19 protein-coding genes are annotated in these 20,277 nt (G+C 58.2%); 7 read left to right on the top strand and 12 right to left on the bottom strand.

Annotated features, from left to right (window positions below):
• Nucleotides 1-11 precede the first annotated feature (11 nt).
• From cvpA to pdxB, 8 genes are all read right to left on the bottom strand, one after another.
• A complete protein-coding gene (gene cvpA, locus ACJY2L_RS09305) occupies nt 12-497 on the bottom strand; it encodes a colicin V production protein (protein WP_067432485.1) in 486 nt (161 codons plus the stop codon).
• Between the two features lie 175 nt (nt 498-672).
• On the bottom strand, nt 673-1,422 hold the full coding sequence (gene dedD, locus ACJY2L_RS09300; RefSeq protein WP_067432489.1) for a cell division protein DedD: 750 nt from the start codon (nt 1,420-1,422) through the stop codon (nt 673-675).
• The gene (folC, locus tag ACJY2L_RS09295; RefSeq protein WP_439212446.1) at nt 1,412-2,680 is read right to left on the bottom strand and encodes a bifunctional tetrahydrofolate synthase/dihydrofolate synthase; all 1,269 of its coding nucleotides are present in this window, start codon (nt 2,678-2,680) and stop codon (nt 1,412-1,414) included. The genes dedD and folC overlap by 11 nt, the downstream gene beginning before the upstream one ends.
• A gap of 64 nt (nt 2,681-2,744) precedes the next feature.
• Nucleotides 2,745-3,656 carry an acetyl-CoA carboxylase, carboxyltransferase subunit beta gene (gene accD, locus ACJY2L_RS09290; RefSeq protein ID WP_067432495.1) on the bottom strand — a complete coding sequence of 304 codons (912 nt, stop codon included), beginning with the start codon at nt 3,654-3,656 and terminating at the stop codon, nt 2,745-2,747.
• A gap of 148 nt (nt 3,657-3,804) precedes the next feature.
• On the bottom strand, nt 3,805-4,467 hold the full coding sequence (locus ACJY2L_RS09285; RefSeq protein WP_439212447.1) for a DedA family protein: 663 nt from the start codon (nt 4,465-4,467) through the stop codon (nt 3,805-3,807).
• Nucleotides 4,468-4,492: 25 nt separating this feature from the next.
• Complete coding sequence (gene truA / locus ACJY2L_RS09280; RefSeq protein WP_067432501.1) at nt 4,493-5,299, bottom strand: tRNA pseudouridine(38-40) synthase TruA; 807 nt, start codon at nt 5,297-5,299, stop codon at nt 4,493-4,495.
• Nucleotides 5,299-6,309, bottom strand: a complete 1,011-nt coding sequence (locus ACJY2L_RS09275) for an aspartate-semialdehyde dehydrogenase (RefSeq protein WP_439212448.1) — start codon at nt 6,307-6,309, stop codon at nt 5,299-5,301. Before ACJY2L_RS09275 ends, truA begins: the two co-directional genes overlap by 1 nt.
• Nucleotides 6,310-6,414: 105 nt before the next feature.
• Nucleotides 6,415-7,548, bottom strand: coding sequence for a 4-phosphoerythronate dehydrogenase PdxB (pdxB, locus tag ACJY2L_RS09270; RefSeq protein ID WP_439212449.1), 1,134 nt, complete (start codon nt 7,546-7,548; stop codon nt 6,415-6,417).
• 172 nt (nt 7,549-7,720) lie between these two features.
• Between pdxB and ACJY2L_RS09265 the strand changes: the two genes are divergently transcribed.
• On the top strand, nt 7,721-8,605 hold the full coding sequence (locus ACJY2L_RS09265) for a DMT family transporter (protein ID WP_439212450.1): 885 nt from the start codon (nt 7,721-7,723) through the stop codon (nt 8,603-8,605).
• Here the strand turns inward: ACJY2L_RS09265 and ACJY2L_RS09260 are convergent.
• Together ACJY2L_RS09260 and tctD are read right to left on the bottom strand one after the other, a co-directional pair.
• The gene (locus ACJY2L_RS09260) at nt 8,592-9,971 is read right to left on the bottom strand and encodes a sensor histidine kinase N-terminal domain-containing protein (RefSeq protein ID WP_439212451.1); all 1,380 of its coding nucleotides are present in this window, start codon (nt 9,969-9,971) and stop codon (nt 8,592-8,594) included. The two genes, ACJY2L_RS09265 and ACJY2L_RS09260, sit on opposite strands and share 14 nt — an antisense overlap.
• Nucleotides 9,962-10,633: a transcriptional regulator TctD gene (gene tctD, locus ACJY2L_RS09255; RefSeq protein ID WP_439212452.1), complete on the bottom strand. Its 672-nt coding sequence runs from the start codon at nt 10,631-10,633 to the stop codon at nt 9,962-9,964. Before tctD ends, ACJY2L_RS09260 begins: the two co-directional genes overlap by 10 nt.
• A gap of 119 nt (nt 10,634-10,752) precedes the next feature.
• On the opposite strand from tctD, the gene ACJY2L_RS09250 reads away from it, so the two are divergent.
• The 4 genes from ACJY2L_RS09250 (at nt 10,753) to flk (ending at nt 14,844) form a co-directional block, all read left to right on the top strand.
• A complete protein-coding gene (locus ACJY2L_RS09250) occupies nt 10,753-11,733 on the top strand; it encodes a Bug family tripartite tricarboxylate transporter substrate binding protein (protein WP_439212453.1) in 981 nt (326 codons plus the stop codon).
• A 12-nt stretch (nt 11,734-11,745) separates the two neighbouring features.
• Nucleotides 11,746-12,177 (top strand): tripartite tricarboxylate transporter TctB family protein, encoded by a 432-nt coding sequence (locus ACJY2L_RS09245; RefSeq protein ID WP_439212454.1) that lies wholly within the window; start codon nt 11,746-11,748, stop codon nt 12,175-12,177.
• An 11-nt stretch (nt 12,178-12,188) separates the two neighbouring features.
• Complete coding sequence (locus ACJY2L_RS09240; protein ID WP_439212455.1) at nt 12,189-13,694, top strand: tripartite tricarboxylate transporter permease; 1,506 nt, start codon at nt 12,189-12,191, stop codon at nt 13,692-13,694.
• Nucleotides 13,695-13,812: 118 nt separating this feature from the next.
• Nucleotides 13,813-14,844 carry a flagella biosynthesis regulator Flk gene (flk, locus tag ACJY2L_RS09235; protein WP_439212456.1) on the top strand — a complete coding sequence of 344 codons (1,032 nt, stop codon included), beginning with the start codon at nt 13,813-13,815 and terminating at the stop codon, nt 14,842-14,844.
• Here the strand turns inward: flk and ACJY2L_RS09230 are convergent, their stop codons facing one another.
• The gene (locus ACJY2L_RS09230; protein ID WP_439212457.1) at nt 14,845-15,297 is read right to left on the bottom strand and encodes a rhodanese-like domain-containing protein; all 453 of its coding nucleotides are present in this window, start codon (nt 15,295-15,297) and stop codon (nt 14,845-14,847) included.
• A gap of 84 nt (nt 15,298-15,381) precedes the next feature.
• Here ACJY2L_RS09230 and ACJY2L_RS09225 point away from each other — a divergent pair, with 84 nt between their 5' ends.
• The gene (locus tag ACJY2L_RS09225) at nt 15,382-16,815 is read left to right on the top strand and encodes a MocR-like pyridoxine biosynthesis transcription factor PdxR (protein WP_439212458.1); all 1,434 of its coding nucleotides are present in this window, start codon (nt 15,382-15,384) and stop codon (nt 16,813-16,815) included.
• A 61-nt stretch (nt 16,816-16,876) separates the two neighbouring features.
• Here ACJY2L_RS09225 and fabB read toward each other — a convergent pair whose 3' ends face one another.
• Complete coding sequence (gene fabB / locus ACJY2L_RS09220; RefSeq protein WP_067432538.1) at nt 16,877-18,100, bottom strand: beta-ketoacyl-ACP synthase I; 1,224 nt, start codon at nt 18,098-18,100, stop codon at nt 16,877-16,879.
• 155 nt (nt 18,101-18,255) lie between these two features.
• On the opposite strand from fabB, the gene mnmC reads away from it, so the two are divergent.
• A complete protein-coding gene (mnmC, locus tag ACJY2L_RS09215; protein WP_439212459.1) occupies nt 18,256-20,259 on the top strand; it encodes a bifunctional tRNA (5-methylaminomethyl-2-thiouridine)(34)-methyltransferase MnmD/FAD-dependent 5-carboxymethylaminomethyl-2-thiouridine(34) oxidoreductase MnmC in 2,004 nt (667 codons plus the stop codon).
• Nucleotides 20,260-20,277: the final 18 nt, after the last annotated feature.

The following is a 20,277-nucleotide window of genomic DNA, read 5'->3' as shown; positions in this document are numbered from 1 at the left end:
GCCCAGTGGAATCACTGGGGTAAAAAACTCGACGAGCTTTTCAGATAATCAAAAAACCACCTGATGATATAACTAAACTGGGGAATCAGCTGTGACTGTTGCCAGTCGGGACTTTTCGAAAAGCCGGTGAATGTATCGAGGAAGAAAAGTATGGCAGAGACAATCAATACGCCACGCAATGCCCCAAAACAGACACCCAAAACCCGGTCAGTGCCGGACAAGCCGGTCTTTTCCACCAGGGAGCCGATGACGTAATTCACAATCGCCCCTACGATAAGGGTAGCAATAAAAAGTACGCCGATGGCAATGCCATTTCGAACCAGTTCGTCTTCAAAGCCTGTAAACCAGACCGCAAGGAAGGAGTAATAATGACTGGCGACAAAGAATGCGCATCCCCAGGTAACGAGAGATAAGGCTTCCCGAACAAAGCCACGAATCAGGCTGACGAGGGCCGAAAAACTTACTACCGCAATAATGGCGTAATCTATCCAGATCATGAACTCTTCCAGTGACGGTGCCCCTGCATCCAGTTCGGGGCGCATTCTAACAGAAAAAGAAAACGTTTGCGTAGCGTTTTCCCCGTGCCTTTTCGCATAAAAAGAGGCGGCGAAAAAATTCTCAATCGCCGCCTCCGGTTAGCATAATGTTTGCCTGAACAGAAGGCACAAAGCGTTAACGGGCGCTGTAAGGCTTCACCACGCCGCTCAGGCCAGAAATGCCTTTCAGCTCGCTGACTGCCGCCTGCATTTTCGCTTTTGACGCATCCGGTCCTACGTAGAGACGTGTAATTTGTCCCTGCACCGGCGTGGCTGGCACGGTAAAGGCGCGATAGCCCGACAACCGTAGCTGCGCAACAATTTCATTGACCTTGCTGGCATTTTTCAGCGCGCCCAACTGCACCACATACGCCTGTCCAACCGGCGCATCAGCGGGTTTCGTCTGCTCAACAGGTTTAGGTTGCTCAACCACTTTTGGCTGTTCAACCGGTTTGCTTTGCTCGACCGGCTTGCTTTTCGGCTGCTCAACCGGCTTCGCTTTTTCAACCGGTTTCGGCTGCGCTTTAGGCGGCTGGCGCACCGGCTCCGCAGGTTTTGTCGCGGCGACAGGCGGCGGCGTCACCACCGTTGGCGACGTATTGCTTTGCGGCTGCGTCGCGCCACTGTCGGCTGACTGCTGCGGTCGGTTGCTGTTGCCGCCTACCGCCGCACCCGCGCCTTCCGGTGGCTGAGACGGCAGCGACTGGGTCACCGGCGGCACCATTTCGCTGTCCTGCTGATCTTCCGGTTTCGGCACCAGCGGAATCGCCGCAAACTCTTCTTTATAGTGCTTCTTCTTGCCGTCAAGCAGCCCGGGCAGCACGATGACCCCCACGGCGACTAATATAATGGTGCCGACTAAACGGTTTTGAAACTTACTTGCCACTGCCCTTCTCCGTTTCCAGCGTTTCCATAACCTGTGCCACGGTGTGGAACGAACCGCACACCAGCACAATATCCTGCTTGCCCGCCTGCTGCATGGCCGCACGCCAGGCTGAAGTCACATCGCTGAACGCCTGTCCTGCAGGCAGATGCGCCAGCAGCTGTTCAGCACTGGCACCGCGCGGTCCGCTTAACGGTGCGCAATACCAGACATCCACCTGATTTGCCAACGCGGCCAGCGTGCCGGCAATATCTTTATCGTGCAGCATGCCGACCACCGCGTGTACTTTACCGGCCACCGGCTCTGCCGCCAGACGACTCGCCAGGTAGCTGGCGGCGTGAGGATTGTGGGCAACGTCGAGAATCAGACGTGGAGCCTGGCTGACGGTTTGAAAACGGCCCGGCAGAATCGCCCGCCCGATATGCGCCCGAATAACCGCATCGTCGACCGCCAGCCCTGACGCGCGCAATGCCGCCAACGCGGTAGCCGCATTAGGCAACGGCACCTGAGGCAGCGGCAGATCGTTAAGTTCGCCCTGCGCGTCCACAAAACGCCAGCCGGTAGCCAACTGTTGATAATGCCAGTCGCGATCGCGTTGATGCAGCCGGGCGCCGCAGGCGCTGGCAACGTCAGCAATGGTTAATGGCATGTCAGGCTCGCCAACCACCGCCGGCTTGCCCTGGCGAAAGATACCCGCTTTTTCGCGGCCAATGCTTTCACGATCGTTGCCCAGCCAGTCGGTATGATCCAGCGCAATGCTGGTGACTACCGCAACGTCGGCATCTACAATGTTGGTGGCATCCAGGCGACCACCAAGGCCGACCTCAAGGATCACCACATCGAGTGCCGCCTGCTTAAACAGCATCAGCGCCGACAGCGTGCCAAATTCAAAGTAGGTTAATGAGGTGGTTCCGCGCCCTGCTTCAATTGCCGCAAAGCTGGCGGTGTGCGCCGATTCGGCCAGCTCTTCGCCCTGAACACGTACGCGCTCGGTGTAACGCACCAGATGAGGCGAACTGAAGACGCCAACGCGAAAGCCTGCCGCCATCAGCACCGTTTCCAGCGTGCGACAGGTGGTACCTTTGCCGTTGGTGCCGGCGACGGTGAAGATAAACGGAGCGGGTTGCAGCAGGTCGAGCCGCTGAGCGACGTCGCGAATGCGGTCAAGCCCCAGCTCGATCGCTTGCGAATGCAGGTGTTCAAGATAATGAAGCCACGTGGCCAAAGGCGACGTGGCTTGAGGAAGGTGAAGATTATCCATGTGTCCCGTTCACAACGTTACGGTGCATTGGTGAAAGGCGCTCAACGCGCCTTTCGATCATCTGTCAGGCCTCGTGGCTTTCTGGCTCAGAAGCCGGTGCTGGCTCATCGCTATCAGGCAGCGGGGCTGGCAGGTTCATCATTTTTGCCAGCAGGCTGGCCAGCTTGTAGCGCAATTCCGGACGGCGAATGATCATGTCGATCGCGCCTTTTTCAATCAGGAACTCGCTGCGCTGGAAGCCTGGCGGCAGCTTTTCGCGAACCGTCTGCTCAATCACACGCGGACCAGCAAAACCGATCAGCGCTTTTGGCTCAGCGATATTCAGATCGCCTAACATGGCGAAGCTGGCTGACACACCGCCCATAGTCGGGTCAGTCATGACAGAAATATAAGGCAGACCGCGCTCGCGCATCTTGGCCAACGCCGCACTGGTTTTCGCCATCTGCATCAGCGACATTAACGCTTCCTGCATTCGGGCGCCGCCGCTGGCGGAGAAACAGATCAGTGGACAGTTATCTTCCAGCGCCTGCTCAACCGCACGCACAAAGCGCGCACCCACTACCGAGCCCATTGAACCGCCCATAAAGGCAAACTCAAACGCGGCGGCAACGACCGGCATGCTGTGCAGCGTGCCTTTCATAACAATCAGCGCATCCGTCTCATCTGTCGCTTTCTGCGCGGCAGTCAGACGATCTTTATATTTTTTGGAATCCTTAAACTTGAGCACGTCTTTTGGTTCCAGCTCGCTGCCCAACTCCACCAGCGTGCCTTCATCAAGCAGCCGGTTCAGGCGCTCACGTCCATGCATACGCATGTGGTGATCGCATTTCGGGCAAACTTCCAGATTGCGCTCCAGTTCGGCACGGTAAAGAACCTGGCCGCAGCTGTCACACTTGGTCCACACGCCTTCCGGGATACTCGCTTTACGCGATGGCGTGATGGTGCTCTTGTTGAGAATTCGTTCAATCCAGCTCATTGATGACCTTTCTGTTTGAACCTGGTGAGACCAGTTTTTCTTGTTGCTGCTGTCGGTGACAGCAGACCATAAATGTCGCTCATTAAACCATAACCATCCGGCGCTGTGGATAAAAATCTGGTCGGATGGCCTGGCCTGAACCCTTTTTTTAAGGCTGCTTCTGCTGCTTCGCCGCACGGCGATGGCGCCACACTTCTATCACGCCTGGCAGCACAGAAACCAGGATAATCCCCACGATCAGCAGTTTCAGGTTCTCTTGCACCACGGGTAAATCACCAAAAAGATAACCGGCGTAGGAGAATAGCACTACCCATAATAACGCGCCCGTCACGTTATACAGCGCAAAGTGACGGTAGGACATGTGCCCCATCCCGGCAACAAACGGCGCAAAGGTGCGCACGATCGGCACGAAGCGCGCAAGGATAATCGTTTTTCCGCCATGACGCTCGTAAAACGCATGGGTTTTATCGAGATAGCTTTGACGAAAGATTTTCGAGTTGGGGTTGCTGAACAACCGCGCCCCAAACAGGCGGCCAATGGTGTAGTTCACCGCATCGCCAAGAATAGCGGCAATCACCAGCAGCGCGACCATCAGATGGATATTGAGGTCGTTGCCCGGCAGCGCCGCCAGCGCACCGGCAACAAACAGCAGCGAATCACCGGGTAAAAACGGCGTCACGACCAGGCCGGTTTCACAGAACAGGATCAAAAACAGGATGGCATAGACCCAGATGCCATACTGCGCCACCAGCTCGGCAAGATGCACATCAATGTGCAAGATAAAATCGATGACTAAATGGATGAAATCCATGGCGCTACTATCCTATGGCTAAAAGTTAATCCGCGAGGAACAGCGGTCCCATCGGCGGTCGGGGAAGATCAAAATGGGATGGATAATCCACCGCCACCAAATAGAGCCCTTCTGCTTTGGCGGTCGCTGCCGCCAGCGTACGATCCTTTGCCGCCAGCAGGCTGGCCATCCAGTTCTCAGGCTGGTTGCCGCAGCCGATCTCCAGCAGGCTACCCACAATGTTACGCACCATGTGGTGAACAAAGGCGTTGGCCTTGATATCCACCACCACATAGGCACCAAAGCGGCTGACCTCAAGGTGCATGATGTTGCGCCACGGCGTGCGCGACTGACACTGCACGGCACGAAACGAGGTGAAGTCATTTTCACCCAGCAGGCACTGCCCGGCGCGCTGCATTTTTTCCACATCCAGCGGATGGTAAAAATGGGTCACGCCGCCGTGCAGAATCGCTGGCCGCAGCCGTTGATTATAAATGATGTAGCGATAGCGGCGTGCGGTGGCGCTGAAACGGGCATGGAACTCATCCGGCACCGCTTTAACCCAACGCACCGCGATGTCATCCGGCAAATTGGCATTAACGCCCAGCGTCCAGGCCGCATCTTTGCGGATCGACGTGGTCACAAAATGCACCACCTGACCGGTACCATGCACACCTGCATCGGTGCGACCCGCACAAAACACGTTTACGTCATGATCGGCTACTTTTGCCAGCGCCTGTTCCAGCTTGCCCTGCACGCTGCGCACTTCCTGCTGTCGCTGCCAGCCATAATAGCGGCTGCCGTCATATTCGATGCCCAACGCCAGTTTGTGCTCGTTGACCGCCTCAGACATCAGTACATGTACTCCCGCACCAGCTTCTCAGCGGTTTTGATGGCCATCAACGCGCCACCGAAGCGAATATTATCCGCTACCGTCCAGAACTGCAGCAGCTCCGGTACGCCGTAATCATTGCGCACGCAGCCAATGCTCAGCGTTTCGTTACCGGACGCATCGCCTACCGGCGTGGGATAATCGTTCTCTTCAGAAAGCGAAATATCCTCCGTCTCCAGCAAAATCTCGCGCGCTTCTTCAGCCGAGAGCGGACGCAGGTTTTCGACCCACACCTGCTGCGCGTTGCCGTAAAACACCGGCGCCTGCAGGCTGGTTACCGCAATCGGCAATCCCTCGTCCTGCAGTACTTTGCGTACCTGATCCACCAGGCGACGCTCGCTGGCGACGCTACCGGCGTTATCTGCCAGCTGCGGCAGCAGGTTGAACGCCAGCTGACGGCCAAAGTGGTGCTCTTCGGGCGGAATGCCGTTCAGCAAACGGGCGCTCTCGCCTGCCAGGCCGTCCACCGCGGCTTTGCCGTGTGAGGAAACCGACAGCAGGTTGGTGACCTGAATACGGCTGAGCCCGGCCTGCTCAATCAGCGGCTTCAGTGCACTCAGCAGCTGGCTGGTCAGACTGTCGGCCACGCTGACAATGTTACGATTGCGGTAATCGCCCAGTACTTGCGGATTCACATCCGGCACCACCAGCGGCACATCCGGCTCCAGCGCGAACAGATCGCTGCTGTCGATCACCAGACAACCGGCGTTGGCCGCTTCTTCGGCGTAGCGCGCCGAGGCGTCGCGTCCGGCAACAAAAAAGGCCAGCTGCGCCTGAGACCAGTCAAATTCACTGGCGTCCTGCACCAGCAGCGTCTGGCCCGCAAAGCGTTTGTTTTCACCGGCGCTGTTGGCGCTGGCGAGTAAAAATAATTCCCCCACCGGGAACTCGCGTTCCGCCAGCAGTTCCAGTACAGCGTTCCCTACTGCGCCTGTTGCGCCAAGTAGCGCAATATTCCAGCCGTCAGACATGGTGGTTTACCTCAGACAATGACATAAAAACAGAAGGCGGTGATATTCACCGCCCGGGGATTCAGATTTTTCCCCCTGTAAACAGGGAGAGGATGATCGGCGTATTTATCCCGCCTGATGCACCGCGTTAAAGCCCAGCTGCTGCAGCATCGCTGCTGCTCCGGCATCATCACAGTTCACCTGCAATGAAGACCACTCGCGGCGTTCCTGATATTGCTTGCGTAAACGGTCAAATTCACCCGCTATGGCAGCGACCTGGCGCAGGGGCGCATCATCGCGGCGCACATCATACACCAGATGCACCAATCGTTTCAGCGTTGCCTGATCGAGCGGCCCGCGCAGCGTAATCTCGCCAAACTCCGGTGCGGGCAGCAGGCTGGCCAGCGAGACCTGTTGTGGCTGGCCAATAAATGCACTCCACGCCTCAAACACCTGCGTGGTGCCGCGCGCTTTGCCCTCGAGCGTGTAGCCAGCAATGTGCGCCGTAGCGATGTCCACTTTTGCCAGCAGCGCCAGATCCAGGTCCGGCTCCGGTTCCCAGACATCCAGCACCACGCTTAAATCGTCCCGGCTGTTTAACACGTTCAGTAACGCCGCGTTATCCACCACCGGCCCACGACAGGCGTTGATCAGGATGGCGTTGGGCTTCAGCGCGCGCAGCAGCGCCTCATCGGCCAGATGCAGCGTTTTATACTGTCCCTGCTTAAACAGCGGCGTGTGGAAGGTGAGAATATCGGCTTCCGCCGCCAGCGTGCTAAGCGGCTGAAAGTCGCCAGGCTCGCCCCTGTCGGCGCGCGGGGGATCGCAGAGCAGCGTCCGCACGCCCCAGGCTTCCAGCCGTTTTTGCAGGCGCCCGCCCACGTTGCCGACGCCCACAATGCCAACCGTGCGGTCGGTGAGCTGAAAGCCATCGCGCTCCGCCAGCAGCAGCAGTGCGGAAAACAGGTATTCCACTACCGCGATGGCGTTACAGCCCGGGGCGGCGGAAAAGGCGATGTTCGCTGCGGTAAGGTAATCGTCGTCGATATGATCGGTGCCCGCAGTGGCGGTACCGACAAACTTCACGCTGGTACCATCAAGCAGGGCGGCATCCACCTTTGTCACTGAACGCACCATCAAGCCCTGGGCGTCACTCAGCTCAGCAACCGGCAGCGGACGCCCCGGTACGGCAACCACATCGCCGGTGCGGCTGAACAGTTCATGGGCATAGGGCATATTCTCATCAACGACAATTTTCACAGCGGCTTTCCTGTTCGGACGAAAAGAAGTAAGGAAATTATTCTGGCATAAAGAGGCGGCAAACACACATCACCTTCGCCGCCCAGACCGGCAATGGGATTTTTCTGTGCGTCGCGCTTTTATAAAATGCTGACAGGCGTAAACTTGCGCGCCTTATTATGATGAGGTCGCTATGAATTTTTTGTTTCCCCTGTTTGCGGTGCTGATCTGGTCGATCAACGCCATCGTCAGTAAGCTTTCGGCCGGCGCTATCGATCCGGCGGCGATCTCGCTCTATCGCTGGCTGCTGGCCTTTTTGGTGCTGACCCCTTTTGTGCTGCCCGGCGTCTGGCGCAATCGCCAGCGTGTGCGGCAGGTGTGGTGGCAGTTGGCGCTGCTGGGCCTGCTCGGCATGGTGCTCTATCAGAGCCTTGCCTACTTTGCTGCGCACACCGTTAGCGCGCTGTTTATGGGCATTCTTAACGCGCTGATTCCGCTGCTCACCGTGTTGTTGAGCGTGCCTTTGCTGCGTCTTGCGCCCACCGTTGGCATTCTGCTGGGCAGCGTGATCTCTTTCAGCGGACTGGTGTGGCTGGTCAGCGCCGGGGAACCGCAGCAGTTGATGACGCACGGGCTGGGAAAAGGAGAACTGATGATGCTGGCGGCCTCAACCTCCTACGCGCTCTATGGCGTGTTGACCAAACGCTGGAGTATCGGCCTACCGAACTGGCAGAGTCTGTATGTGCAAATTTTCTTTGGCCTGCTGTTTCTGACACCCAATTTTCTGCTCGCGCCGGAGGTCACACTCAACCTGCATAATCTGCCGCTGGTGCTGTTTGCCGGTATTCCCGCCTCGATTATCGCGCCGTTTTTGTGGATTCAGGGCGTGCAGCGGATGGGCGCCAGCACCGCCAGCATTTTTATGAACCTGGTGCCGATTTTTACCGCGCTAATCGCCGTGCTGTTTCTGCACGAACAGTTGCACAGCTATCACTTTATTGGCGGTGGACTGACGCTGGTCGGCGTGGTGCTGGCGCAACGGCTAAAAACGCCGTTGCGTCGTGTTAACACAGCCTGAAGGCGATCTGCACACACAGGCCGCCCAGCGGTGCGCTGTCGCCAAGCGTAAGCTGGGTGCCGTGCCACTGGGCGATATCATTCACCAGCGCCAGCCCCAGGCCTGCCCCCTGTTCAAGCCGGGCGCTCTGCAGGCGCTGAAAAGGCTGTAGCGCCTGCTGCCGTTGCGCCTGGGCGATGCCCGGCCCGCTGTCCTCAATGTTAAGGCAACCCGCCACCACGCTGGCGGTTACCACGCCGCCCGGCGGCGTATATTTTATGGCATTATCCAGCAGGTTAGCGCACAGCTCCGCCAGCAACAGCGGATCGCCCAGAATCATGCAGTGTTCATCGCCTTCGTAGCCTAAATCGATCTGCTTACTGCGTGCCTGGCTGTAACGTGTCAGGCAGGCATCGCGCACAATGCCGGTGAGATCGAGCTGCTGCATCGGCTGCTGTTCGCTCTGCCGCCCTTTTACCCGCGACAGCTGCAGCAGACGATCGGTAAGCTGAATGGTGTCATCCAGCGTGCTGCGCATTGCCAGCAGGCTTTCGGTGCGCTGCGCAGCCTCTTCGCTGTTTAGCGCTACCGTAACCTGGGTTTTCAAAATGGCCAGCGGCGTGCGCAACTGATGCGCCGCATCGCCGCTAAACCGCTCCTGTCGCGTCAGTAAAGCGCGCAGCCTTGCCATATAGCGATTGATCGCCATTACCAGCGGCTGTAGCTCTGACCACGGCAACAGCGACGGCAGCGGCGTAAGATCGCTGGCATCACGATGCAGCATCAGCCGCGATAACTGACGCAGCGGACGTAGCAACCGCCGCAGCATCAGGCTGGCCAACAGCAGCGTGGCCAGTACCAGTGCGCCCTGACTCCACAGCGCGGTGTGTAACAGACCGGCCGCCATCAACACGCGAGAATTCAGCGTTTCGCCCACGATCACCAGCGCCATGCCTTCGAAGCCCTGTTCGCTGACCGGCTGCCACAGCGCGGCAATACGAATCGGTAACGACTGATAGGTGGCGTTGTAAAAATGCACCAGTGCCGGATAGCTGGTGCTCACGGAATTATCGGCGGGAATCGGCGGCAGATCCTGATAACCTGACAGCGTTTTCCCTTCCGGCGAGATCACCTGATAAAAAAGCCGATCGTCCATATTGCGCTCAAAACTGTCCAGTACCACCCACGGCACCTCAACCTCCAGATGACCGCCACGCACTACCAGTCGCTCGGCAACCGTGCGCGCCGAGGCGAGCAGCGATCGATCGTAAGCGAGATTGGCGGCGGCCAATGCGCTCTGATAATGGGTCAACACTGACAGCGCCCAAAGCAGCAGCAGCGGCAGGCCGAGCCAGAGCAGCAGCTCATTGCGCAAGGTTAACCGCATGACTGGCACTCAAGGCTGTAACCGAGGCCGCGCAGGGTAACGATGGCCACGTTGCTGCCGACCAGTTTTTTTCGGACACGATGAACGTAAAGTTCGATGCTCTCGAGGCTCGCTTCATCCGCCAGGGTGAACGTCTGCTCATAAAGCTGCTGGCGCGAGACCGGGCGACCACGGCGCTGCATCAGCGTGGTCAGCACGCTCGATTCCCGCGGCGTCAGCGCCAGCGGTTTATCCTGCAGGTGAAAATAGCCCTGTTCAAACAGCACCAGCTCACCCAGTACCTGCGTCTGGCTCTGCTGGCCATGGCTACGACGTAACAGCGCACGAATGCGCGCCTCCAGTTCAACCAGATCAAAAGGCTTGCTGAGGTAATCATCGGCACCCTGATTCAAACCGCGCACGCGATCCTGCAGATCGCCGCGCGCCGTCAGCAGCATCACCGGCAGGCTCTGCCCACGCTTGCGCAGCCGCGCCAGCACCTCAAGACCATCAAGCCGCGGCAATGACAAATCCAGCACCACCAGCTCATAGTGTTCGCTTTGCAACAGATGGTCGGCGGCGAGTCCATCGGCGACCCAGTCCACCACAAACCCCGCCTGGGTCAGCGCTTTTTGCAGCCAGCGCCCCAGCTCCGTTGTGTCTTCCACCAGTAAGAGACGCATATCACATCCTGTAATTTTTCTGCGGTAATGAAAGGTAAATGAAAGGTTGCAGCATTAACAATTCCGTAACCAAAGAAGTTTGGCAATGTTCACAAACTGGAAGAAAGCCTGGAGCCTTCATGAAAAAAATACTTTGTCGCGCTATTACCTGCGCCTTGCTGACCGTCGCTACCTCCTCTGCCCTGGCTGCCGAGGCGCCGTCACGCACGGAATGTATTGCCCCGGCCAAGCCCGGTGGCGGCTTTGATCTCACCTGTAAATTACTGCAGGTTTCGCTACAGCAAACTAAACAGATCGCGTCACCGATGCGCGTCACCTACATGCCCGGCGGCGTTGGGGCGGTGGCTTACAATGCCATTGTCGCGCAACGTCCGGCTGAAGCGGGTACGGTGGTCGCCTTTTCCGGCGGCTCCCTGCTTAATCTGGCACAGGGCAAATTTGGCCGTTATAACGTCAACGACGTTAAATGGCTGGGCGCGGTCGGCACCGATTACGGCATTCTGGCGGTGCGCAGCGACTCGCCGTGGACCTCGCTGAAAGAGGTAATGACGGCGATCAAAAACGATCCCAATAAAGTGGTGGTCGGCGCGGGCGCCTCAATCGGCAGTCAGGACTGGATGAAAACGGCGCTGATCGCCAAAGCCGCCGATGTTGATCCACGCAAAATGCGCTATGTCGCCTTTGAGGGCGGCGGCGAGACCGTCACCGCCCTGCTCGGCAACCATATTCAGATGATGTCCGGCGATATGAGCGAAATGGTGCCGCACTTGCAGGGCGGCAAACTGCGCGTGCTGGCGGTGCTGGCCGATCAGCGTTTGCCTGGCGACCTGGCCAACATTCCTACCGCTAAAGAGCAGGGTTACGACGTCTCCTGGCCGATCATTCGCGGCTTTTATCTGGGTCCAAAAGTCACTGACGCAGAGTATCAGTGGTGGGAATCCGCCTTCAAAACCATGATGGCCAGCGACGAGTTTAAAAAGCAGCGCGATCTGCGTGGGCTGTTTGAATTCAACATGACCGGTCCGGAACTGGATGCTTACGTGAAAAAACAGGTAGCCATGTACCGCGAGCAGGCAAAAGCCTTTGGCCTGGCGAAATAAGCGGAGGCGGCAATGAGCGATCGTATTTTTGCCAGCCTGTGGCTGCTGCTCTGTATCGGCGGCCTGTTTATCGGCGCAGGCATTCAAAGCGAATACAGCTATGAACCGGTAGGGCCGCGGCCTTTCCCAATGATTATTCTTGGCCTGATGGCGGTCTGTGCGCTACTGATGCTGTTTAAAAAACCGGACAGTATACAGTGGCCGCACAACAGCACGCTCGGGCGGCTGATAGCTCTGGCGGTGATGATGCTGCTGTATGGCTGGCAGTTTGAAAACCTCGGTTTTCCGCTCTGCACCACCCTGCTGACTTTTGGTATTGGCCTGCTGTTCGGCGCGAGCTGGTGGGCAGCGGCCCTCTCCGGCGTGATCATGGGCATCTCGCTGTTTTACGCCTTTGATCGCCTGCTGGAAGTGACGTTACCGATCGGTAGCTGGCTAAGTTAACGGAGAACCCTATGGAAACCTGGTCTTTTTTAATGCAGGGTTTTGCCGTCGCCATGACGCCAACTAACCTGTTTATCGCCCTGACCGGCTGCTTTATTGGCACCATCGTCGGCCTGTTGCCGGGGCTGGGTCCAATCAACGGCGTGGCGATTTTGATGCCACTGGCGTTTGCGCTGCATCTGCCCGCTGAGTCGGCGCTGATCCTGCTGGCAACGGTCTATATCGGTTGTGAATATGGCGGACGTATCTCATCGATACTGCTGAATGTGCCAGGCGATGCCGGGGCGATCATGACGGCGCTCGATGGCTATCCCATGGCCCAGCAAGGCAAGGCGGGCGTTGCCCTGTCGATTTCAGCGGTTAGCTCTTTTGTTGGATCGACCATCGCTATTGTCGGCATCATCCTGTTTGCCCCGCTGCTGGCCAGCTGGTCACTGGCATTCGGCCCGGCGGAATATTTTGCCCTGATGGTGTTCGCTATCGCCTGTCTGGGCAGCATGATGAGCCACAACCCGCTGAAATCGTTCCTGGCCGCGTTGATTGGTCTCGGCATGGCCACGGTGGGCGTGGACGCCAACACCGGCGTCTACCGCTTTACCTTCGACAGTGTGCATCTCTCTGACGGTATTCAGTTTGTGGTGGTGGTTATCGGCCTGTTCTCAGTCAGCGAGATTCTGCTGATGCTGGAATCCACCCGCAGCGGCCAGAAAATGGTGCGCGCCAGTGGCCGCATGATGTTCAATATGAAAGAGGCGGCCCAGTGTACCGGCGCGACGTTGCGATCCTCGCTGGTGGGCTTTTTCGTCGGCGTGCTGCCAGGCGCAGGCGCCACCATTGCCAGCGCTATCGCCTACATGAGCGAGAAAAAGATCAGCGGCAGCGACCAGTTCGGGAAAGGCGATATCCGTGGTGTCGCGGCGCCGGAAGCGGCCAATAACGCGTCGGCCTGCGGCTCGTTTATTCCGATGCTGACGCTGGGTATTCCCGGTTCCGGCACCACGGCGGTGATGGTCGGCGCGTTAACGCTTTATAACATTACGCCTGGCCCGGCGATGTTTACCGAGCAGCCCGATATCGTCTGGGGGCTGATCGCCGCCCTGCTGATCGGTAACGTGATGCTGTTAGTGATGAATATCCCGATGATCAACATCTTCGCCCGCATGCTGTCGATTCCGCTGTGGTTTCTGGTGCCGGCAATTGCTGCGATTTCGGCCGTCGGCGTCTACGCCGTGCACAGCACGACCTTCGATCTGCTGCTGATGGTGGCGCTGGGAATATTTGGCTATATCCTGCGTAAAATGGACTTTCCGATGTCGCCGCTGATTCTGGGCTTTGTCCTGGGCGAGATGCTGGAGCAGAACCTGCGCCGTGCGCTGTCGATCAGCAACGGTAACCTGCCGATTCTGTGGGAGAGTTTGATCTGTAAAGTGCTGTTAATTCTGGCAATTACGGTATTGCTGGTGCCGCCGTTGTGGAAACGCTGGCGTCGTAAGCGCCTGGCGCTGGCCGCAGAGTAAGATTTTTCGCCTTCCTCACCGCTTGAGGAAGGTTTTTCCCTTCTGTTTTCTGCCCCGCTTTTGTATCATATCCCACGCTCATTTTCCGGTATGCCGGCTTCGTTCTTAAGGATTCCCCATGCAACCTCTCAGCGGCCCCGGTCTGCCACCAGGCGATCGCCCTTCGCTTACGCCTGCCGGTGGGCAGAACCGCGTTGCGGGTGAGCAGCCGCTTTCTCCGGCGCAGCGCACCACGCTGGAGCGTTTGATTGTGCGCATATTGTCGCTGAGCACCTTGAAAGCGCCAGAGCTGTGGGCTGGAATCCGTCATGAAGTGGGCGTAAAAAGCGAGGCTGAACTGCAGTCGCGCCATTTTCCCGCAGCGGAACAGTATCTGAATACGCGTTTGTCGCAGGCGCAGGAGGGCCACGCCTCACGGCAGCTGTTGCAGCAACTCAGCGATCTGCTGCCGCAGGGCAATAATCGACAGGCGGTCAGCGATTTTATCCGCCAGCAGTTTGGCCATACCGTTTTGAGTTCATTAACGCCCGATCAGATGCGTCAGGTGCTGACCATGCTGCAAAACGGACAGATGGCGATTCCGCAACCGCAGCAAACCCGCGCGACCGATCGCACCCTGCTGCCGGCAGAGCATCACACGCTGAACCAGCAGGTTGCGCGTCTGGCGGCCGCCACCGGCGAGCAGCCGGTCAAGCTGTGGGCTGGCGTAATGAAGCTGGCCAACCTCAAAAGCGGCGATCCCATTCCGTCACGGCAGTTTCCGTTGTTGACCCATTATTTGCAGGCGCGACTGGCGCTGACGCAGCATCAGGCGCCTACGCTACAGCTGCTTGAAGCCTCGTTGCGCCAGCCGCCCGATCAGGCTGAACATCGCCTGCTGGAAGATTATAGCCAGCAGCGTTTCCAGGCGACGCCTCAAACCGTGCTGACCGCAGCGCAGGCGCAGGATCTACTTAATCAGCTGTTTGCTCGACGTGCTGAAAAATATCATGAAGCGCGCCTGGCGGATGACGAGCTGCGTCCGCAGCCGATCTACTCGCCTTTTGTGGCCTCGCTGCCGTCGCTGTTGCAGCCCGCCGCAGCACGACCGGCGATGACTGCTTTTATCGTGCTGCTGGTGGTGGTTTTCCTGCTGTGGCTGTTTCTCTGATTAACAGCCGCAGGTCGGCGCGCTGGCCGTTTCAGGCCAGTGGCCCGGCGCATCCCCGGTGTTAACCGGATGCCCGTCACGCAGCCAAAAGTCGAGCCCGCCAATCAACTCCTTCACCTGAAAACCTAAGCACGCCAGCTTCCACGCCGCTTTGGTCGAACCGTTACAGCCAATGCCGTCGCAATAGGTGATATAGACTTTGCTGCGGTCCAGCGTCGCGGTGCTTTCAGCGGTCATAGTGCGATGCGGAAAACTCACCGCGCCAACGATATGGCCGCTGGCATACGCCGCTGAAGAACGCGCGTCGATTATCACAATATCGTCTATCTGGCGGGCAAGATCCTGCGCCACATCCCAGGCATCGGCATAATAACGTAATTTTTGTTCCAGCCAGGCGGCGCTTTCAGCAGCGGCAGGCGGGGGAAAAGCAAGAACAGCAGAATGTGGGTGCATGTTTATCTCCTGGTTGGCGCTTGATAATACTCCGCGCTGGTCTTAGCGTAGAGGCCAATTCTCCACTCAGGATAAGACCCATTCATGGTCAGCGTTGCGTTTTCGTGGCATCACCATTTTGCCCGTCAGCCGGGTGAACATCGCCGCCAGCGTCTGTGCGCTATGCTGCGGGAGGCAATCAATCAAGGTCGCCTGCAGCAGGGCGATCGCCTCCCCTCCTCCCGTCTGATGGCGGCCGATCTGGCACTGTCACGGGTGACGGTGGAAGCCGCTTATGGTCAGCTGGAAAGCGAAGGCTATCTGTTGCGACAAACCGGCCGCGGTACTTTTGTCGCATTCAGCGTGACCAAAAAAGCGCAACGGCAACAGCTGGCGCTGCCGGTAAAGCTTTCACGACGCGGCAACCAGATTCTTGCCACTGGCGGCTGTCAGGATCCGCTGTTTCCCCACGCTTTTGCCGCGGGTTCACCTGAGCTACGAGCGTTTCCTCAGCGCATCTGGCAGCGGCTTACTTCGACGCTGCAGCGCCAGCAAGGTATGACGCTACAACGCTATGGCGATCCGCAAGGCTATTTGCCGCTGCGGGAGGCAATAGCGGATTATCTGGTGCAGTCGCGCGGTGTTCGCTGCAGCGCGCAACAGGTGGTGGTGTTAACCAGCTCGCAGCAGGCACTGCAACTGCTGGCATGGCTGCTTATCGATCCAGAGGATGAAGCATGGCTGGAGGAACCCGGTTATCCTGGCGCGCGCAATGCGTTGTTGAGCGCAGGTGCAAATCTGCATCCGGTCATGCTGGATGGAGAAGGTGCGCAGCTGCGTGAGGGCCAGCCGAAACTGATCTATTTAACCCCTTCTCACCATTATCCTGGCGGCGTAACGCTAAGCCTGCAGCGACGACACGCCTGGCTGGCATTTGCCCGTCAGCAGCGCAGCTGGATCGTGGAAGATGACTACGACAGCGAATTTCACTATCAGGGCGAGCCGATGCCTGCCATGCAGGGTCTCGACCCTACCGGGCGGGTGATTTATCTGGGCACCTTTTCTAAATCACTTTTTCCCTCGTTACGGCTGGCCTATATGGTCGTGCCCGACGGCCTGGTGGATGCGCTGTGTGCCGCGCGTAGCCTGATGGATGGGCACAGCGCACTGTTGCCACAGGCTGTAACCGCGGCCTTTATTTCTGCAGGGCATTTTGGCGCGCACCTGCGGCTGATGCGCCAGCTCTATCACAGCCGTCGTGATTTGCTGAGACAGCAACTGGAACAGAAATTGGCGGAGTCGCTGGTGAGTTTTCCCACGCAGGGCGGCATGCAATTGCCGGTCAGGCTGTTGTATGGTGATGAAGCAGTCATTACCCGAACAGCCCGTCAGCAGGGGCTGCTGTTACCGCAATTATCTTCCCTCTATCGCCATGGGAATGCGGTGCCGGGCTGGCTGCTCGGCTTCAGTGCACTGGAAAATCAGGAAATTATTCAGGCGGTAGATAAGCTGGCGCGGATTATGGAAAGCAGTCATTGAACACGGCACAAAAACAACAAAGCCCGGTTTCCCGGGCTTAAGCAGATCACTAAGCAGAGGCTTACTGATATTTGCGCATGGTCAGCGTGGCGTTGGTGCCGCCGAAACCGAAGCTGTTAGACATCACCGTAGTCAGCTTGCGCTGGGTAGGCTCGGTCACAATGTTCAGGCCTTCGGCTGCCGGATCCAGCTCATCGATATTGATGCTTGGGGCGATAAAACCGTGCTCCAGCATCAGCAGTGAGTAGATCGCTTCCTGCACGCCAGCGGCGCCCAGTGAATGGCCGGTCATCGCTTTGGTCGCAGACATCGCCGGTGAGTTATCACCAAACACCGCGCGAATGGCGCCCAGCTCTTTCACATCGCCAACCGGCGTTGAGGTGCCATGCGTGTTCAGATAATCGATTGGCGTATCCACGCCTTCCATCGCCATACGCATGCAGCGCATTGCGCCTTCACCCGATGGGGCAACCATGTCCGCACCGTCAGAGGTCGCACCGTAACCGACGATTTCAGCATAGATGTGCGCGCCACGTGCCAGAGCGTGCTCCAGCTCTTCCACCACTACCATGCCGCCGCCGCCGGCGATCACAAAGCCATCGCGTTCGGTGTCATAGGTGCGGGACGCCTTTTCTGGCGACTCATTGTATTTGGTGGAAAGTGCGCCCATCGCGTCAAATTCACAGGACATTTCCCAGCACAGCTCTTCGCCGCCGCCAGCGAAAACGATATCCTGTTTGCCCAGCTGGATCTGCTCAACCGCGTTACCGATACAGTGTGCTGAAGTCGCACAGGCTGAGCTGATGGAGTAGTTTACGCCATGGATTTTAAACGGCGTGGCGAGGCAGGCGGAGACGCCGGATGCCATCGCTTTGGTCACCATATAAGGACCGACGCCGCGCAGGCCTTTTGCACGCATGCCATCAACGCTGGCTGCCTGATTGACCGGCGAGCCGCCGCCTGAACCGGCCACCAGGCCGACACGCGGGTTGTTCTGATATTGCTCAACGGTCAGACCGGAGTCTTTCACCGCTTCCAGCATAGAGATATAGGCATAAATTGACGCGTCACTCATGAAGCGCAGCATTTTGCGGTCGATAAGGGCGGAAATCTCTTCTTTAGTGAGTTTAACGTTGCCCCAGACGTGACTACGCATGCCGGAATCTTTCAGCTCCTGTGAGAAAGTGATGCCTGAGCGACCTTCACGCAGCGAAGCTAAAACTTCTTGCTGGTTGTTACCAATGCTCGAAACGATTCCCAAGCCTGTAATCACCGCACGTTTCATTCATTACCTCTGCCACTTTAATTAAGATTCGAGACGCACTCTAGCGTACACTTGTACGCCGAACAAGTCCGATCAGCAGTTTACTTTTGTAAATTTGCGTCATGTGATCGCTGTCGCTAGAATCGCGCCACTGCCTGATTAATGAGCCATAACCCATGAAATTGACCCCGGTAGAACATGCTGAACTTGGCTGGAATGAACAGGGTACACCTGTATCCCGAGCATTCGGCGATATCTACTTTTCCAATGATGATGGCCTCGAAGAAACGCGTCATGTTTTTCTGGGCGGCAACGGTTTACCGGCGCGTTTTGCCACCCATCCGCGCCCGCTTTTCATCGTGGCGGAAACGGGATTTGGCACCGGGCTCAACTTTTTAACGCTGTGGCAGGCCTTTGATCGCTTTCACGCCGCGCACGCCGGGGCCAGCCTGCAACGTCTGCATTTTATCAGCTGCGAGAAATATCCGCTGACACGCGCCGATCTCACCGCCGCGCTGGCGCAGTGGCCGGAACTGGCGCCCTGGTCAGCCGAGCTGTGCGCGCAATGGCCTGCTGCCCTGCCCGGCTGTCAGCGCCTGCTGTTTGCTGATGGACGCATCACGCTGGATCTGTGGTTTGGTGATATTAATCAGTTACCCGACATTTTTGATGACAGCCTGACGCGTCAGATCGATGCGTGGATGCTGGATGGCTTCGCGCCGTCGAAAAACCCGGATATGTGGACGCCGGAACTGTTTGCCACCATGGCAAAACTGGCAAGAGCCGATGGCACCTTCGCCACTTTTACCGCCGCCGGATTTGTGCGTCGCGGGCTGCAACAGGCGGGATTCACCGTTGAGCGGCGCAAAGGCTTTGGCCCGAAACGGGAGATGCTGTGCGGCCAGCTCACGGCAGCCACGCCGATCGCAGCGATGCAGCCCTGGTATGCGCGCCCTGCCGCGCAGCCCGGTGATGTTGCAATTATCGGCGGCGGCCTGGCCAGTGCCACGCTGGCGCTGGCGTTGCTGCGACGTAATCTGCGGGTCACGCTTTACTGTGCTGACGACGCCCCCGCGCTTGGCGCATCAGGCAACCGCCAGGGCGCGCTCTACCCGCTGTTGCAGCCGCATGATGAGGCGCTCAGCCGCTTTTTTCCGGCAGCGTTTAGCTTTGCCCGTCGCTGGTATGACGCGCTACCGCTGAATTTTGATCATGACTGGTGCGGCGTGACGCAGCTCGCGTGGGATGAGAAAAGCGCGAAAAAAATCGCCGGCATGCTGGAAATGGCCCTGCCGCCCGAGATCGCCACCGCGGTCAGTCAAAGCCAGGCCGAAGCGTTGGCGGGCGTGAGCCTTGGCTGCGGCGGCATTCATTACCCGGCGGGCGGCTGGCTTTCACCGGCGGAGCTGACCAGTGCTCTGCTGCAACGGGCAGAAACGCAGGGACTCCGCGTGCACTGGCTGCATAAACTTAATGCGGTGGATCGCGAGAACAGCGGCTGGCGGCTGCACTTTGCCAGCCAGCCATCAACGCGGCACGATAATGTGGTGCTGGCTAACGGCCATGCGATGGCCGATCTGACGCAGAGTCAAAAGCTGCCGCTCTACGCTGTCGCCGGTCAGGTCAGCCATGTGCCCTCGCGCGATGGCCTCGCCGAACTGCGGCAGGTCCTCTGCTATGACGGTTATTTAACGCCAGCCAGCCCGCAGTTTGCCAGTCATTCCATCGGCGCCAGCTATCATCGTGGCGAACGTGAAACGCACTTTCGCGACAGCGATCAGCAGGAGAATGCCGCGCGCTTGCGCGCCTGTCTGCCCGACAATAAATGGACGGATGCGGTCGACGTCAGCGATAACGATGCGCGTAACGGCGTGCGCTGCGCCACCCGCGATCATCTGCCGATGGTGGGCAGCCTGCCCGATTACGATCGCACGCTGACCAACTATGCCGATCTCATGACGCAGCAGCAGGATGCCGACAGCGCACCCGTCTGGCCGGGATTATTTGTGCTCGGGGCGCTGGGTTCGCGCGGCTTATGCAGCGCGCCGCTGGCGGCAGAGATTTTGGCGGCGCAGATCAGCGGCGAGCCACTGCCGGCCGATCGCATTACGCTGGCGGGATTGAATCCAAACCGTTACTGGATCAGGAAGTTACTGAAGGGAAAAGCGGTAGAGAAGTAAGGGCGGCAGACCGCCCTG

The sequence above is a fragment of the Duffyella sp. Ts4 genome, assembly GCF_051851875.1.
GTDB lineage: Bacteria > Pseudomonadota > Gammaproteobacteria > Enterobacterales > Enterobacteriaceae > Duffyella > Duffyella gerundensis.
This window is presented reverse-complemented; position numbering and strand designations above follow the sequence as displayed.